Below are 18,166 nucleotides of genomic sequence, written 5' to 3' on the forward strand. Positions count from 1 at the left end.
TTTTTAATTAACCTGTAATGTTTGTCCTAAAGACAAGTTATTATCTGTTAACTTATTTTTCTTTTTTAAATCTTCAATTGTAATATTGAATCTTTTTGAAATTGAGTATAAGGTATCTCCTTTTACAACAGTATATTTTGATGAATCTTGAAAAGCTACTTGTGTATTATTATTTGAAACATAATTTTTCCCTAAAACTTCTGCATCAAATCTTTGCAATTCATAGCGTTCTATCAAACTAATTAATTTATCTGGATACTTTGGGTCAGTTGCATAACCTGCCGCCTTTAAACCTTTTGCCCAACTTTTATAATCATCTTTATTCAATTTGAATAAATCTGAATAACGCGGTCTACTTGTTAAAAAATAAGAATGGTCTCTAAATGATTCACTTGGATCATTATATTTTCTAAAACATTCGTTCTCTTCATCATCGGTATACCTAATACTTGGACCATTCCATTCTTTGTGACATTTTATTCCAAAATGATTGTTTGCTTGAGCACTTAATGGTCCAGTTCCTGCACCTGATTCTAGAATAGCTTGTCCTAAAGTTATACTTGCAGGAATTCCATTTTTCACCATATTGTCTTTAGCAATCTCCTTATAAGATTCAATATATTCCAAAACCAATTTTGTTGTAACTTTTACACTAGTAGTTGCTTCTAAAACTACTGTAGAAGTATTATCGTTACTTGTATTTTGCTCTTTTGAATTGTTTGTAGAATTTGCTGAATTAACTCTAGTTGCTACTGTTTTAGTTTTCGAAGTATTTGTAGCGACTGGTCTTTTTGAAACAGGATTTGACTTAGTTGTTCGAACAATAGGCTTTGATGACGAACATGAAACCAAAAAAACTGCTAAAAAAATTAATAATGCTTTATTGTACTTCATAATTGATTTGGGTTAACTTTTTATTTTTTAAAATTAAATTCATTCCTTTTATTCCCTGCAATCCACCAGTATGAATTAATAGAATTTTTGAATTTTTTGGAAAAAAATCATTCTTAATCAAATCCAAAACTCCATACACCATTTTCCCAGTATATATTGGATCCAATGGAACCTTATACTTTTCATTAAAATCATTTATGAAGTCAACCAATTCATTATTCACTTTTGCATACCCTCCAAAATGATAATCTGAAATAATTTCCCAATTATTCCCATTTGCAAATTTACGAATATCTTCTTGCAAAAAATCGCCTTTTAAAGCAGGAAAACCTAAAACTTTTTGACAGGGTTTTGAACAATTTATAATTCCTGAAATGGTCCCACCAGTTCCAACTGAACAACAAATAAAATCAAAACTATCATCATCACTAGTTAAAATTTCCTCGCAACCTCTAACTGCAAATTCATTTGTTCCTCCTTCTGGGATTAAATAGAAATCTCCATATTTATTTTTTAAATCAAAATGGAAGCTATCATTTTCTTTATTGCGATAGATTTCTCTTGAAACAAACTCAAAAATCATTCCGAATTCTTGAGCCTTTTTCAAAGTTGGATTTTGATTTATTTTTGAAGCCAATTCATCTCCACGAATAACGCCTATAGTCTTGAAATTATTTTCTTTTCCAGCGGCTGCAACTGCTAAAATATGATTGGAAAAAGCTCCACCAAAAGTCAATAATGTGTCTTTGTTGTTTCTTTTAGCTTCCAGAATATTGAATTTTAGCTTTCTGAATTTATTTCCTGAAATATAAGGATGCAGTAAGTCTTCCCTTTTTATAAAAAGAGAGATTGAAGAATCATTTAAATCAATTAGCTGATTAATACTTTTCAAAAAAATATTTTTTCAAAAGTAAAAAGAAGTTTTTAATCTGTTGATTAACTAAAAATTATTTATTGGAAACAATTATTTTTTGAGTTTTAACTTGATTTTCCATAGTGTTAATTTTCACCAAATAAACACCTTCGCTTAAACTAGCCGTTGAAAATTCATAGTTTGAATTAGCTTCCAACTTTTGTTTATCAAAAATTTGTTTCCCAGAAATGTCAAACAATTGAATATTTTTAATTTCCAATAAATTAGGGTTTGAAATAGTCAACAAACTATTTGTATTATCTTGAAAAACAAATAAAGATTCTTTAATTGGATTATTAACATCAAGTGCATCTGTGTTCAAAAAAGTAACTTCATATCGATTAGCATGTATACCTTGTGGTAACGTTACTTCATAAAAACCGTTTTTAATATCATGATAAACACCCGTTAAACCATCATATAAATAAACATTATCAGCATCAGTAAAGTTAATAATATCTGCTACTCCAATTTTAAATGTTGATTGTTGATTTGATTTAATCGTGAAAGGAATTCTTTTATTAATATCAAATGGAATTGTAGAAATCACAAAAGGTTTATCACTGTTAGCTAGAGAAAAATAAACATCATTAGGCAAGTTATCATCTGGTGTAGCTGCATCCATTGCATTATCATAACCATCAGTAGTAAACGGATTAAATGCCAATATAGCTTCTCTTGTATATTGATTATTTAATATTGTGTGAATTTTTATTTGCGGAACTTCATCTTTAGAAAACTGTGTATAATCAACTCCTGCAACATTTGGAATTTCGTCCCAATTATTTGTTTCATTAGTACTTGAATTTCTTTCAAATTGAGAATTTGACGCAACACCTTCTTTTACAAAAGTTCGATATACATTTTTCATTTGAGCAGTACCATTGGCAGTACCTTGAACCATAAAACCTTGTCCAATTGGAGAAAACATTCTTTTGTAATTAGAACCTGTACTACCACCAGTTACATTCAATGACCCATCGATATTGAAAGTATTCCAAGTCGCTGGTGTGTAAGTCCCAGGACTATTTGCATTTACATTATTTGGAACATAGATACCATAACCACCTACATAAGATGATAAAAAATGAGAAGTTGCAGGTTTGATGTGTTCCCAAAAATAAGCATTCCCATTAATTACATTAACTGGACCACCTGTTGTCACAGCACCAGTAGTGTAATTTACATTATAACCACTATTTTCAAGCAAAAAATAATTCAAATTTATAGCAGAAGGATAAGGGTTTCCTGTTAAAGTACTATTAGGATATTGTGTTCCAATTGTTGGTGCAGCGACAGAAATATTTATATTACCATCATTTGGCTTACCTCTAAAATCATAGCGCTGAGCATTTCCTGGATTATTAACTTGTATTTCACCTGGGTTGGTTGTATCAGATCCAGTGGTACCTTTCATTGTAAATCCTTCACCTGGTTGTATTATTGAAGCAGAACCAACTGAAATCCATTGAGAATAATTATCAGAAGCTAAAAATTTATAAATCCAGTAGGAAGCTATTGTTAAAGATTCTGTTCCAGAAAGTCCATCATAAGTTGTAGCTGAAATAATTGGATTGATAAAAGCAGTTGAATTGGCAGGTAATTTCAACATACTAATTCCAAAGCTTTCATTTCCTGAAGATGTTGATGCATTACCAATTGGTGAACACCAATAATTATAACCATAATTATTAGACGTTCCTTCTTGAAAAACTGATAAATTACCTAAACCAACATTAGTTGAAACTCCAGTTATTCCTTGTAAAAATTGCCCTTCGTTTCTTAAATAGAAATTACTATTTGCTCCATTAAGTTCTAAATTTCCTCTTGAGTAGACTAATGATGACTTGTTAAAAACATAGCTATTGTTACTAACAAATATTTGTCCGTTACTTTTATTAATTCCAATCAAGAATAATACTAAAAATAAAACAATATTTATATTAAAAAATCTTTTCATACCAATATATATTTAAAAAATAAGAAAGAATTTATTTACTTTATTTGTTAAAAGCTAAATTTTATTTACAAATATAGATTTTTTTATTTTAAAAAAACCCATGTTTTATTAGTAATTTTCTAAACTATTGTTGAAAAAAAAAATGAATCTTGAAAATTTTAACATTTGATTAAAAACAAATATTAGATTTGCAAAATATTAGCATAAATTTAACAGTTTTTAATAGTTTAATGAAAATAAGAAATATCAATCAAGTTATAGAAGCTTCACACAAAAAAGTAATTTTTACAATGTGTTTATTCCTTTTTTTAAGCACTATATGCAACTCTCAAACAATATTAATTTCAGCTGCTGGTGATGGTGGCTTTGAAACAGGAACTAATTTTGCATCTAATGGTTGGAACACAAACACAAGTCCTACAACAACAAGAACTAATTGGGTTTGTGGCACAAATGCTACTTCAGGTTTTAGTGGAACAAGATGTGCCTATTTGTCAAACACATGGAATACAACTCAAACACATACCTACAACCTAACAACGGTTGCTAGAACAACTTTATATAAAGATATTACTATTGCCGATCCATCTGAAACAGATATAACTTTAAGCTTTCGTTGGATATGTTTGGGCGATGGTTCAAATGATAAAATGACCGTATGGCTAGTTCCTACATCAACAAATTTAAATTACAATGCTGCAGCTATTATTGCTTCAGGAAGTGCGCCAACTGGTAATATTCAAATTGGAGGGAATTTTAGTAATCAAAATTCATGGACAAATTATTCTACTTCAATACCTGCCGCTTATGCTGGAACAACCTTTAGACTTGTATTTGAGTGGGTAAATGATGCCGTTTCAGGAACTACAAATCCTCCAGCTGGCATTGATGATGTTTCATTAATTTCGAAAAAACCAATATGTTTAGCTCCAAATCAAGCTACAAGTTTTCTCTCTGGAACTAAAACATCTACTTCTTTTCCTGCTTCATTTTCAGGAAGTGCAAATGGATATCTAGTTATTCAATCAAATTCAAACATTCCTCCAACTCAACCTGTTGATGGTGTTTTATATTCGAGTACTAACATAAGTTCACTCGGAAGTGGGTTGACATTTATTCAAACCAGTTCATCAACATCAATACCTAGCAATCTATTAATTGAAAATACTCAATACTTTTACTACATATACGCTTACACTAACAATAGTGGATGTTCAGGTGGACCAATTTACAATGCATCTGGTCCATTGATTGGTAGTGGAATTACTTGCCCAGGCACACCAAATTCCTTATTAGCAACTGGTATAACATCAAATAGTTTTAATTTAAGTTGGTCTAACCCTAATGGCGGTTCAGCTTCAGCTCTAACGTATATTATTCAAATAACAACTGATTCTGGCTACACAACAAATATTTCGGGTTCTCCGTTTTCAGTATCAGCAAATACAATAAACATAACAAGTTTATCAGCAAGTACAACTTATTATTATAGAATATTAGCTAGTAATGGATGTAATAGTTCTTATGTTAATGGAAATATAATAACATTAGCTCCAGCTACTCCATGTTCTAATGCAACAAATTTAGCTTGTGGTACAATAAATTTAGCAGGAACAACAGTAGGGTCAACCAACTATTCAAATGGAAGTGGGTGTTTCTTAAGCGACTTTGGAAAATGGTATACCTTTATTGGAGATGGGAATTTAAACACTATAACCACAACAGGAACTGGTGGTTTCGATCAAGAAATGGCGATTGCAAGAGGAAGCTGTGGTAGTTTAACAAACATTACTTGTCAAGATGTTGGTTTTAGTAACGGCAATGAAAGCTACAGTTTTGTTGCAACTTTAGGAACAACTTATTATGTATATGTTGCTCATTATCTTTCAGGTAGTTCAACAACTGGCACATTTACAATATCAAGAACTTGTACAACACCTATTGCTAATGATGAATGCACTGGAGTTACTACAATAACAGCAAATTCAGGTGAGGCATGTACAACAAGTGTGTCTTCAACCACAGTTGGCGCAACTCAGTCCCAATCAGGATGTGCGGGAACAGCAGATGATGATGTATGGTTCAAATTTGTCGCCATATCAACATCACACATTATGACTGTAATACCAGGGACCTTAAATGATGCAGTGTTACAATTTTTTAGTGGAAATTGTGGTTCTTTAACAAGTTTTGGATGTTTAGATTCAACCTCTGGCAGCTCGGCAGAAATTGCATCACTAACAGGATTAACAATTGGAAACACTTACTATATGAGGGTTTACAGTTATTCAAATGGTTCTGGACAAGGGACATTTACAGCCTGTTTAACAACACCAATCCCTCCATGTTCAAACATAACTCCAATTGCTTGTGGAACTAACTCAGTAACTATATCTCCTGGCAATGGTATATATTCGCCAGGTTCGTGCGGATGGTCAACTCCAGGAAGAGAAGTAATATTCAGCTTTACCCCAACCGTAAGTGGTAATTATACAATTTCACAATCAAATGCATATACTTACATAGATTATTTTTATAAAATTGCAAGCGGCGGTTGTAGTGGAACAGGATGGACTTGTATATTTGATACTTCAGGGGCAGCTACAAGTGCGACCTTTAATTTGACAGCAGGTATTCAATATTATTTTTTATTAGACCCAGAAAACACTAATGGCGGAACCGTTAACTTTAGTTTAAATTGTCCATGTAATCCTGGAACAGGAACAGGTGTAACAACACTTGGATGTCCGTATATAGTAACAGGCGGATTGGGATTAAATGGAGCAGATTCTTCTCCGATTAATTGTAATAGTGGGAATTGCGTAAATCTAGAAGCTACTTATTTGCAATTAAATCAAACAACTAATTATACAGTTTCTTCAATACCTTATTCTCCACCTTATCAATTTGGATGTTTAACCAATCAAGTTAGTGTTAATATTGATGACAGGTGGTCATCAATTGTAAATCTTCCATTTAATTTTTGTTTTTATGGAAATAGTTATAATTCATGCGTTATCGGCTCAAATGGAATGCTTTCATTCAATACTTCTTATGCTACCACATCATCTGGATATGAGTTTAACAACAATCTACCAAGTACAGTTGGCGCATTATTTGGAAATACAATTTACGGTGTATATCATGATATTGATCCTAGTAAAGGTGGTGAAGTTGGATGGGAACTAATAACTTTAAATACTGGATGTAGAGCATTGATAGCATCTTGGAAAGATGTACCAATGTATAGGGATAATACAATAAAATATACAGGCATGATGGTTTTATACGAAAACACAAACATTATAGAAGTATACATTAAAGAAAAACTAGTAGATTCATATTCATCTTATTACAATGATTCATGGAACTGGGGCAATGCAATTGTTGGAGTTCAAAATGCCGCTGGAACTTCAGCTGTAGTTGCTCCGGGTAGAAACGGATTGGACACAAATTGGTCAACCATTAATGAAGCTTGGAGATTTACACCTTCTGGATCTTCCTTGACATCAATAAAATGGTTTGAAGGATTAGGAACTACTGGACCTCTTCTTGGAACAACAAACACTATAAATGTTTGCCCTACATTTACAACAACTTATACGGCTGAAGTAACTTATACTTTATGTAATGGAACAAATCTTAAAATAGTTGATGACACTACTGTTAATGTTAATGGCTCAAAAGTTTGGAATGGTAGTATTGATACGGATTGGGATAAAAATAATAATTGGACTCCAATTGGGATACCAAATGGGACAGATTGCGTAACAATTCCAAACACTACCAATAAGCCAATTGTTTCAGGATCAAGTTATAATGGTCTTGCTGGAACTTTAACCGTTTTAAATAACGCTCTTTTAACTATTAATTCTAACAATAGCATAACAGTTACAGACTGGGTTAACATTCAACCTACTGGAGGGTTTTTAATTAATAACAATGCTAGTTTAGTGCAAATAAATAATACAACTAACATTGGTAATATAGTTTACAAAAGAAATGCATTTATTAGAAGTCTAGATTATGTTTACTGGTCCTCTCCTGTTTCAAACTTTAATATTAACAATATTGCTTCTCCACTATCATTTTGGGGAATTTACAAATGGAATACTATTGTAGCAAATCCTAATGGAGGACAAGGAAATTGGGAGAATGCATCAGGTAATATTATGATTCCAGGTAAAGGATATATTGCAAGTGGACCATCAAGTTTTAGTTCATCAACTGCATCAAATTTTAATGGCAGTTTTACTGGTGTTCCAAATAATGGAAATATTACACTCCAAATACAAAGAGGAAACGATACAAATACATCATTTCATGTTGGTAATAATGGCTCAGAGATATCCAATTATAGTGACAATTGGAATCTAGTAGGTAATCCATATCCATCTGCAATAAGAGGAAGTCAATTTTTATTTAACAATAATACCAAAATTGAAGGTAATATTAAATTATGGACTCATGGTACTCTACCTGCAAATATTGCAAGTCCTTTTTATGATTCTTTTGCTTACAATTATAGTCCCGGTGATTATTTGACATATAATTTTACTGGTACTAGTTGTTGTCCTCTTGCAGCATCTGATCTATTTATTGGCTCTGGACAAGGTTTTTTTGTTCAAATGATTGATGGTCCAGCAGCAACAGATTTTATTTCATTCAACAATGATTTAAGAAGTTCAACTTACAGCAACAGTACTTTCTATAGAACGTTGAATGAACCTAACAATAATTTTGACATTAATTCCTTAGAAAGAAATAGAATTTGGTTAGATATAATTAACTCTAATGGACAATCAGACAGAACACTTTTTGGTTATATCGAAGGTGCAACAATGAACAGAGATAGTTTTTATGATTGTGTAACTCAGAATACAGGAGGAACATTAATTTATTCACTTATTGACAACACAAAATACTCAATTCAAGGCAGAAGTTTACCCTTTGACATAAATGATGAAGTTCCTATAGGAGTTAATATTCCTTCATCGGGAAATTATTCAATAGCTATTGGAGCTGTTGATGGATTGTTTAATTATCAAAATATATATCTAAAAGACATTTTGTTGAATATTACTCATGACATTAAAACATCTCCTTATCAGTTTACATCACAGTCAGGAATTATTAATGATAGGTTCAAAATTGTGTATCAACAAAATTCTCTTGGAATAAATGATTTATCAATAAACAACAATATTAAAGTTATTACTAATGATGAAGTTGCAGTTAGCTCGAGTAATCTTCAAATGGATTCTATAATTGTATTTAATGTTTTAGGGCAAAAAATAAACACATACAACAATATTAATAACAATTATTTCACTTTAAACAATCTAAGAAAAAACAACACAACCCTATTGCTAAAAATAAAGTTGAATACTGGAGAAATAATAATTAGAAAAGTTTTGTATTAACTAAAAGTAGTTTAAAAAATTCCAAAAAGACCTTTGCTTTAAATAGTTAAGGTCTTTTTCATTTTGATAAGCTTCTTTCTCAAAAGATATGTTTCTATAAGCTTGATTCCAATTCTTTAATGTAAAAAAAAGAACTATAAACTCTAAAAAATACCAAATAAAAAAAGGAATGATTAACAACTCCAATTGCTGTCTAATGTGAATTTTTTCATGATTAACAACAATTAAATTTTGTTTAGATTTTAAATCTTTCAAAATAATAAATGGAAACAAAGAAATTCCACTATATCCTTTAGGTATTAAATATTTCGAAACAATAATCAACATTATTTATAAAGTCTTTAAATTTGCACCTATGAATGACCAAAATACAGAAAATAAATTAATCGAAGGCGAAGATTATTATTTAACTCCTGAAGGTTATCGCTGTTTTACTGAAAAATATCATTTAAAACGTGGATATTGTTGCAAAAGTGGTTGCAGACATTGTCCTTACGGATTTGATAAAAAAACCGGAACCATAAAACCAAAAAAATAAAACAACTAACTATAACAAACACTAAAATGACATTTAAAGAGCAAATTCTTCAAGGAATTCCGTCTATTTTACCTCAACCAAAACCTTATGAAAAGGAAATAAACCACGCACCAAAAAGAAAAGAGATACTTTCTGATGACGAAAAAAAATTAGCACTGCAAAATGCTTTACGCTATTTTGAACCAAAACATCACGCAGAATTAATCACTGAATTTAAAGCGGAACTTGAAACTTACGGTAGAATTTATATGTACCGTTTGCGTCCTGATTATAAAATGTATGCAAGACCAATTTCCGAATATCCCGGAAAAAGTGAACAAGCTAAGGCAATCATGCTAATGATTCAAAATAACTTAGATTATGCGGTTGCTCAACATCCTCATGAATTGATTACATATGGCGGAAATGGTGCTGTTTTTCAAAACTGGGCACAATACTTATTAGCCATGCAATATCTTGCTGAAATGACTGATGAACAAACATTAGCAATGTATTCTGGTCATCCGATGGGTTTGTTTCCAAGTCATAAAGAAGCACCAAGAGTTGTAGTTACTAACGGAATGGTAATTCCAAATTATTCAAAACCGGATGATTGGGAGAAAATGAACGCTCTAGGCGTTTCGCAATACGGACAAATGACAGCTGGAAGTTATATGTATATTGGTCCTCAAGGAATTGTCCATGGAACTACAATCACGGTTTTAAATGGATTCAGAAAAATAAAAAAATCTCCAAAAGGTGGATTATTTGTCACTTCTGGTCTTGGTGGAATGTCTGGCGCACAACCAAAAGCAGGAAACATTGCGGGTTGTGTAACTGTTTGTGCTGAAGTAAATCCAAAAATTACCCATATTCGTCATTCTCAAGGTTGGATTAATGAGATTATTGAAAACATTGACGAATTAGTTCCTAGAGTTAAAAAAGCTTTAGAGAACAAGGAAGTTGTATCGATAGCTTATTTAGGAAATGTGGTTGATGTATGGGAACGTTTTGATAAAGAAAATTTACATATAGACTTAGGTTCAGATCAAACTTCACTACACAATCCTTGGGCTGGCGGTTATTATCCAGTTGGAATTTCATTTGAAGAAGCTAATGAAATGATGGCTAACAATCCAGAAAAATTCAAGGAAGAAGTTCAAAAAACGTTGCGTCGACATGCTGCAGCAATTAATAAACATACTGCTAAAGGAACTTATTTCTTTGATTATGGTAATGCCTTTTTATTAGAGGCATCTCGAGCTGGAGCAGATATTATGGCTGAGAATCATATCGATTTTAAATATCCAAGCTACGTACAAGATATCATGGGGCCAATGTGTTTTGATTACGGTTTCGGTCCATTCCGTTGGGTTTGCGCTTCAGGAAATCCTGAAGATTTAGCTAAAACTGACGAAATTGCTTGCTATGTTTTGGAAGAAATGATGCAAAATTCTCCAGAAGAAATCCAGCAACAAATGGCAGATAATATTCAATGGATAAAAGGCGCACAAGAAAACAAATTAGTTGTCGGTTCGCAGGCCAGAATACTTTATGCAGATGCAGAAGGAAGAATTAAAATCGCAAAAGCTTTTAACCAAGCAATTGCAAAATGTGAAATAGGATATGTGATTTTAGGTCGTGATCATCATGACGTTTCTGGAACAGATTCTCCATATAGAGAAACTTCAAATATCTATGATGGTTCACGTTTTACTGCCGATATGGCAATCCAAAATGTCATTGGCGACAGTTTTCGCGGTGCAACTTGGGTTTCTATCCACAATGGAGGCGGAGTTGGCTGGGGTGAAGTAATTAATGGTGGTTTTGGCATGGTTCTTGACGGAACTAAAGAAGCTTCAAAACGTTTAGAATCAATGCTTTTCTGGGATGTAAATAATGGAATTTCGAGAAGAAGTTGGGCCAGAAATGAAGGTGCTATTTTTGCAATTAAAAGAGCGATGGAGACGCAACCTTTATTAAAAGTTACCATCCCAAATATAGTAGACGAATCACTATTATAATTTTAAAGTTTTGTTGTTTTGATTATTCTCAATTTTAAAATTTAAAATTATAATTTAAATAAATAGCTATGAAAAACATCAAATTCCTTCCGCTACTTTTACTTTTTATTATTACATCTTGTAGTTCAATTAAAGTAAATCAAGACTATGATAAAAATGTATCCTTTGATGGTTACAAAACTTATGCTTACCATAAAAGTGGCATTGATAAAGTAGAAATATCAGATTTAGATAAAAAAAGAATTCTACGTTCTATCGATGAAGTTATGGCAAGTAAAGGATTTACAAAATCTGAAAACCCTGATTTGTTAATTAATTTCTTCACAAAGGAAAGAGAACAAGTCAATGTAAACCAATTTAATGCTGGCTGGGGTTATGGCTGGGGTTGGGGTTGGAATCCGTGGATGTGGGGTGGAAACACAACCATATCAAGATATAGTGAAGGTATTTTGACCATTGATATAATTGATGCTAAGAAGAGAGAATTGATTTGGCAAGGCGAAGGTGAAGGTGTTTTAACCAAAAACACTGAAAAGAAAGAAGAAAATGTAAAAGAGTTTGTCACAAAAATTCTGGCTCAATATCCGCCACAAAAGAAATAAATAAAAAAACCTCCAATTTGGAGGTTTTTTTATTTAATAGTTTAACAACTCTTCAATCTTAACTTTTACTTTATCTACATTTGGAATCATGGTGAATTCTAAAGTACTATTTAAAGGAATTGCAGGCATATTTTCAGAACCAATTACCATAACTGGAGCATCTAAATTCTTGAAACATTTTTCTTGAATTAGACCTGCTAAACTTCTTGCGAAAGAATTATTAGTTGGTTCTTCAGTTACCACTAAACATTTTTTAGTTTTTCTTACTGATTTCAAAACTGCTTCTTCATCCAAAGGATATAAAGTACGTAAATCAATAATTTCAACTTGGTTTTTAAAATCTGCCGAAGCATTCAAAGCCCAATGAACTCCCATACCGTAAGTTACAATTGAAATAGTTTCTTTGGTTTCTTGTTCCCAAATCTCTTGAGCTATATTTGCTTTTCCAAAAGGCAACATATAATCTTCGCTTGGTTCGTTAACTCTTGCGGCATCTGTTCCTTTCACTTTACTCCAATACAAACCTTTATGTTCTAAAATCACCACTGGATTTGGGTCATAATAAGCAGCTTTTAACAAACCTTTTAAATCGGCACCATTGCTTGGGTAAGCTATTTTTATTCCTTTAATATTCGTTAAAACACTTTCAACAGAAGACGAATGATATGGTCCGCCACTTCCGTAAGCTCCAATTGGAACTCGCAAAATCATGCTTACTGGCCATTTCCCATTAGATAAATAGCAAGAACGACTAACTTCAGTAAACAATTGGTTTAAACCAGGCCAAATGTAATCGGCAAATTGAACCTCAACAATTGGTTTTAATCCAACAGCTGACATTCCAACGGTTGAACCAACGATAAATGCTTCTTGGATTGGTGTATTGAAAACACGTTCATCTCCAAATTTTTGAGCTAAAGTTGCTGCTTCTCTAAAAACGCCACCTAATCTTCCACCAACATCTTGTCCATAAAGTAAACTTTCTGGATGCTTTCGCATGATTTCTTCCACAGCAAACAAAGCACAATCCACCATTACCACTTTTTCTTCACGTTGTGGATTTCGCTCTCCAACTTCTTCTGTGATTAATGTTGGAGCAAAATCGTGCGTAAATAAATCTTCAGGTTTTGGATCTTCAGCTTTTTGCGCTTTTTCGAAATCTACTTTTACTTTTGAAATTGCTTCTTTTTCTAATTCTTTTATTTCATTTTCCGAAAATCCAACATCTGAAAGTTGTTTCTTCAGTACTGGAAATGGATCACAAGATTTTGCTTCTTCTAAATCATCACGATACCATTCCATTCGAACTCCAGAAGTATGATGATTCAATAACGGAACTTTGGCATGTACTAAAAATGGTCTTCTTTCTGTACGAATGGTTGCAATTACTTTTTCAAGTGCTTCGTAACTTTCTGTAAAGTTGGCTCCATCGATAGAAATGGCTTCAATTCCGTGGAATCCTTTGGCATATTCAAACGCATTTTGAGCACGAGTTTCGGCTGCATTAGCTGAAATATCCCAACCGTTATCTTGTACTAAATACAAAATTGGCAATTGTTTTAAAGCTGCCATTTGAAGTGCTTCAGCAATTTCTCCTTCAGTAACAGAAGCATCACCTAAAGAACAAACCACTAAAGGTTTTTCTTTAATATCTTCAGAAATATTTGTTTTTTCTTTATACCAAAAACCCATTGCTGCTCCAGTGGCTGGAATAGCTTGCATTCCAGTTGCAGAAGATTGATGTGGGATTTTTGGTTTATCAGCATCCTTCAAACTGGGATGACAATAATAAGTACGACCACCAGAAAACGGATCTTCTTTTTTGGCCATTAATTGCAACATCAAATCGTAAGGTTGCATTCCAATTCCCAACAACATGGCATCATCACGATAATACGGAAACGCATAATCTTGAGGCAATAATTGCATTGCAACCGCAATCTGAATGGCTTCGTGTCCACGTGATGTTGCGTGAACATATTTTGAAACTATTTTAAAATTTTCTTCATATAATTCACTCATGGCTTTTGCGGTTGCCATAGTTGAAAATGCTTTTTGTAATATGTTTTTATCTAACATTCTTTCTTTTTTGAAATCTATTCCGCTTCTATAACCCAACCGAATGGATCTTCAATTTCTTGTTTTTTAATTTTATTCAAAGTATCATTTACCATTATTGAAACCGGATTTTCTAAAGGAAATTTGATTGATAAATCATTATTCCCAATTTCTTCAATCATCGCAATTCCTACTGCAGTTCCTGTTCCGAATGCTTCTTCTAAAGTTCCATTTTGTGAAGCTACAATAATTTCAGATATTTTAATTGGTCTTTCAGTTACTTCAAATCCTTTATGTCTTAATAAATCAATGACACTCATTCTTGTTATTCCGGATAAAATTGAACCAGTCAAGCTTGGCGTGATGAATTTTCCTCCTATTTTGAAGAAAATATTCATGGTTCCAACTTCTTGAATGTATTCAAAATCATGTGCATCAAGCCATAAAACTTGGTCATAACCTTTAGCTTTTGCATATTCTGTTGGGCGAATAGCTGCTGCATAATTTCCTGCAGCTTTTGCTTCTCCTGTTCCACCATTTACAGCACGAACATATTTTTTTTCAGCATATAACTTAATTTTTCTGCTAAAAAATGGTCCAGCTGGCGATGCAATAATCATAAATTTAAATTTAGTTGCAGCACGCATACCAATAAAAGGTTCGTCAGCATACATAAATGGTCTTAAGTACAACGCACTTCCTTCTTTTGATGGAATCCAATCTTTTTCTATCGCGGTAAATTGTTTTAATGCTTCAATAAATAAATCTTCAGGAAATAATGGCATTCCCATTCGGTCTGCGCTAAAATTTAAACGTTTTGCATTTTCATCAGCTCTGAATAATAATGGTGTTCCGTTTTTTGACTTTCTGGCTTTCATACCTTCAAAAATAGCCTGCCCGTAATGCAAAGCCATGGCTGCCGGATGCGTTGGAATTAAAGCTAAAGGTTCTATTCTGGGATTCTGCCATTCTCCGTTTTCATAATCGCAAATGAACATATGATCGGTAAAATTGAATCCCATTGTTACGTTTTCCAAATCAACTTGGCTTACTCTTGATTCTTTAACTTTAGTTATTTTTATTTCTGATGTCATAATCTCGCTCATAATTTATATAGTTGTATTTGTGTCAAATTGTTCTAAATAATCGCCTACTTTTCGTAAAAATGAACCACCTAAAAACCCATCTACAACTCTGTGGTCGAAGGAAAGCGAAAGGTACATCATACTTCTAATGGCAATTTCGTCTCCTTTTTCGGTTGTGATAACTTCAGGTCTTTTTTTGATAATTCCTAAGGCTAAAATAGCTACTTCCGGTTGGTTAATGATTGGTGTTCCCATTAAACTACCAAAAGTTCCCACGTTTGAAATCGTGAACGTACTTCCTTGAATTTGTTCGGGTTTTAATTTATTATTTCGTGAAGCTTCTGCTAATTGATTTACGTCTTTTGCTAAAGAAACTAAATCTTTTTCATTAGCATTTTTTACCACAGGAACAATTAAATTTCCACTTGGTAAAGCGGTTGCCATTCCGATATTAATGTCTTTGTGAACATAAATCTTTTTATCATCCACCGAAACATTGATTAATGGAAAATCTTCGATTGCTTTGGCTACTGCTTGAACAAATATTGGTGTAAAAGTTAGTTTTTCCTTGTATTTTTCTTGAAATTTATTTTTGTTAGCATTTCTCCAATCTACCAAATTCGTAACATCTACTTCAATGTATGAAGTTACGTGAGGAGAAGTTTGCTTAGAATAGACCATGTGATCCGCTATCATTTTGCGCATTCTGTCCATTTCAACAATTCGGTCTTTGCCTTCTACGTAATTAATTTTGGGTTTTGGATATGAAGAAGTTGTTGGTTGTTGGTTATTGGTTGTTGGTATTGATTTTAAGGGATACTTTCTGTTTTTTAAATAATTAAAAACATCACTTTTTTGAATTCTTCCATCTGTTCCAGAACCTGGAATACTTTGTACTTCTTCTAAAGAAAGATTTTCTTTTTGAGCAATACTTATAATCAAAGGTGAAAGAAATGCGTCTGGATTGCTTTTTAGTTGCTTAAATTCTGTATTCGATTGCTTAACTTCTTCTTTAGTTTCTGTTTTTATATTACTTATAACTTCTTTTTTTTCTGAAGTTGACTGAACATCAGAATTGATTAATGCCAAAACGCTTCCGACTGCAACAATATCGTCTTTTTGAAAACGAATTTCGGAAATCGTTCCCGAAACTGGTGAAGCAACTTCACTATCGACTTTATCAGTTGCCACTTCTAAAATTGTTTCCTCAGCATCCACAAAATCGCCTACGTTTTTCAACCAGGAAATTATCGTTGCTTCGGATATACTTTCACCCATTTTGGGCATTTTGAATTCTATTATTGGCATTTTATTTTTTTCTAAATTCTTCTAATGTTTTGTAAAAAGCTTCCTGTGTCGGTCTGTTTTTTGGAATTTCTCTTAACGGTTCAACAGCTTTTAACGTTTCGTAACATTCTTTTGGTAATTGTTGATACAACGCTGTCCCTTTGGTTTTCCAATCAATCATTTCATCGGAAACATCTTTTATAATGGTTGCCGGATTACCCACTACCATTTTTCTATTTGGGATTTGCATGCCTGCTTTTACAAAGGTTAAAGCTCCAATGATACATTCGTCACCAACGTTTGCATCATCCATAATAACCGAATTCATCCCAACCAAACAATTTTTACCAATGTTGGCTCCGTGAATGATGGCTCCATGACCAATATGTGATCCGGCTTTCAAAACAATTGTCTTTCCTGGAAACATATGAATGGTACAATTTTCCTGAACATTGCATCCGTCTTCAATAATAATTTCTCCCCAATCACCACGAATGGCAGCACCAGGACCAACATACACATCTTTTCCAATAATCACATTACCCGTAACAGCAGCCTGCGGATGAATGAAACTACTTTCGTGTATGACCGGAATAAATCCTTTGAATTCGTAAATCATTTTAACGATTAATTATTTAAACTTCTTCAGCGTTTCTTTTGTAAAATCAGACAACACTAATCTTCCGCTAATTGCTGCTCGTTCGGCTAAAAGGTTGTCCCAATCTTCTGTTCCACGCCAAAAAACTTTTTTCATTTCCTGCATCGCTTCTGGATTATAGGTACATAAATGTTCGGCAAATTTTTGTACTTCTACATCTAATTCTTCAATGGTATCAAAAACTTTTGTAAACAATCCTTTTTGTCTTGCCCAATCGGCTTCATAAAAGGAATTGGCATCAATAGCTATTTGTGACATGGCTGAAACGCCAATTTTTCTTTCGATAGCTGGTGCTACGACAAATGGTCCAATGCCTACATTTAACTCAGATAATTTTATCGCTGCAAATTTTGTTGCCATACAATAATCAGTAGCTGCTGCAATACCAACACCACCACCAACAGTTTTTCCCTGAATTCTTCCTATGATGAATTTTGGACATTTACGCATCGCATTGATTACGTTGGCAAATCCTGAGAAGAATACTTTTCCGGTTGCTGCTTCGTTTATGGAAATTAATTCTTGAAAACTTGCTCCTGCACAGAAAGTTCTGTCTCCTCCACTTTTTAAGATGATGACTTTTACTTCGTTGTTGTTCCCAACTTCTGTGATGGTGTTAGCTAATTTTGCTAATATATTGCTTGGTAATGAGTTGTGTTCTGGATGAAAGAACTCGATTGTTGCGATTTTGTTTTTTATTTCTTGTTTTACGTATGCTTCCATAGTTGTTTTTTGAACGCGGATG

At 32.8% G+C, this 18,166-nt stretch carries 12 protein-coding genes; 4 read left to right on the forward strand and 8 right to left on the reverse strand.

Annotated features, from left to right (window positions below; translation table 11 throughout):
* Positions 1 to 3: 3 nt before the first annotated feature.
* The 3 genes from RN605_RS07145 to RN605_RS07155 form a co-directional block, all read right to left on the reverse strand.
* On the reverse strand, positions 4 to 894 hold the full coding sequence (locus RN605_RS07145; protein ID WP_313323621.1) for a glucosaminidase domain-containing protein: 891 nt from the start codon (positions 892 to 894) through the stop codon (positions 4 to 6).
* Complete coding sequence (locus RN605_RS07150) at positions 881 to 1,777, reverse strand: 1-aminocyclopropane-1-carboxylate deaminase/D-cysteine desulfhydrase (RefSeq protein WP_394853509.1); 897 nt, start codon at positions 1,775 to 1,777, stop codon at positions 881 to 883. Before RN605_RS07150 ends, RN605_RS07145 begins: the two co-directional genes overlap by 14 nt.
* A gap of 64 nt (positions 1,778 to 1,841) precedes the next feature.
* The gene (locus RN605_RS07155) at positions 1,842 to 3,767 is read right to left on the reverse strand and encodes a T9SS sorting signal type C domain-containing protein (RefSeq protein ID WP_313323624.1); all 1,926 of its coding nucleotides are present in this window, start codon (positions 3,765 to 3,767) and stop codon (positions 1,842 to 1,844) included.
* Positions 3,768 to 3,997: 230 nt separating this feature from the next.
* Between RN605_RS07155 and RN605_RS07160 the strand changes: the two genes are divergently transcribed.
* The 4 genes from RN605_RS07160 to RN605_RS07175 all read left to right on the forward strand — a co-directional run bounded on the left by RN605_RS07160 (position 3,998) and on the right by RN605_RS07175 (position 12,333).
* A complete protein-coding gene (locus RN605_RS07160) occupies positions 3,998 to 9,190 on the forward strand; it encodes a fibronectin type III domain-containing protein (protein ID WP_313323626.1) in 5,193 nt (1,730 codons plus the stop codon).
* 355 nt (positions 9,191 to 9,545) lie between these two features.
* Complete coding sequence (locus RN605_RS07165; RefSeq protein ID WP_313323628.1) at positions 9,546 to 9,728, forward strand: DUF5522 domain-containing protein; 183 nt, start codon at positions 9,546 to 9,548, stop codon at positions 9,726 to 9,728.
* 26 nt (positions 9,729 to 9,754) lie between these two features.
* A complete protein-coding gene (locus RN605_RS07170) occupies positions 9,755 to 11,731 on the forward strand; it encodes a urocanate hydratase (protein ID WP_313323630.1) in 1,977 nt (658 codons plus the stop codon).
* Positions 11,732 to 11,799: 68 nt separating this feature from the next.
* Complete coding sequence (locus RN605_RS07175) at positions 11,800 to 12,333, forward strand: DUF4136 domain-containing protein (RefSeq protein WP_313323631.1); 534 nt, start codon at positions 11,800 to 11,802, stop codon at positions 12,331 to 12,333.
* 33 nt (positions 12,334 to 12,366) lie between these two features.
* Here the strand turns inward: RN605_RS07175 and RN605_RS07180 are convergent, their stop codons facing one another.
* Genes RN605_RS07180 through RN605_RS07200 form a run of 5 tightly spaced genes read right to left on the reverse strand, consistent with a single transcriptional unit; the run spans position 12,367 to position 18,144 of the window.
* Positions 12,367 to 14,412, reverse strand: a complete 2,046-nt coding sequence (locus RN605_RS07180; RefSeq protein WP_313323633.1) for an alpha-ketoacid dehydrogenase subunit alpha/beta — start codon at positions 14,410 to 14,412, stop codon at positions 12,367 to 12,369.
* Positions 14,413 to 14,429: 17 nt separating this feature from the next.
* The gene (locus RN605_RS07185; RefSeq protein ID WP_313323634.1) at positions 14,430 to 15,497 is read right to left on the reverse strand and encodes a branched-chain amino acid aminotransferase; all 1,068 of its coding nucleotides are present in this window, start codon (positions 15,495 to 15,497) and stop codon (positions 14,430 to 14,432) included.
* Positions 15,498 to 15,500: 3 nt separating this feature from the next.
* On the reverse strand, positions 15,501 to 16,784 hold the full coding sequence (locus tag RN605_RS07190) for a dihydrolipoamide acetyltransferase family protein (protein ID WP_313323635.1): 1,284 nt from the start codon (positions 16,782 to 16,784) through the stop codon (positions 15,501 to 15,503).
* 1 nt (position 16,785) lies between these two features.
* Positions 16,786 to 17,382 carry an acyltransferase gene (locus RN605_RS07195; protein WP_313323637.1) on the reverse strand — a complete coding sequence of 199 codons (597 nt, stop codon included), beginning with the start codon at positions 17,380 to 17,382 and terminating at the stop codon, positions 16,786 to 16,788.
* 12 nt (positions 17,383 to 17,394) lie between these two features.
* Positions 17,395 to 18,144, reverse strand: a complete 750-nt coding sequence (locus RN605_RS07200) for an enoyl-CoA hydratase/isomerase family protein (RefSeq protein ID WP_313323639.1) — start codon at positions 18,142 to 18,144, stop codon at positions 17,395 to 17,397.
* Between the last annotated feature and the right edge of the window lie 22 nt (positions 18,145 to 18,166).

Source organism: Flavobacterium sp. PMTSA4 (genome assembly GCF_032098525.1).
GTDB lineage: Bacteria > Bacteroidota > Bacteroidia > Flavobacteriales > Flavobacteriaceae > Flavobacterium > Flavobacterium capsici.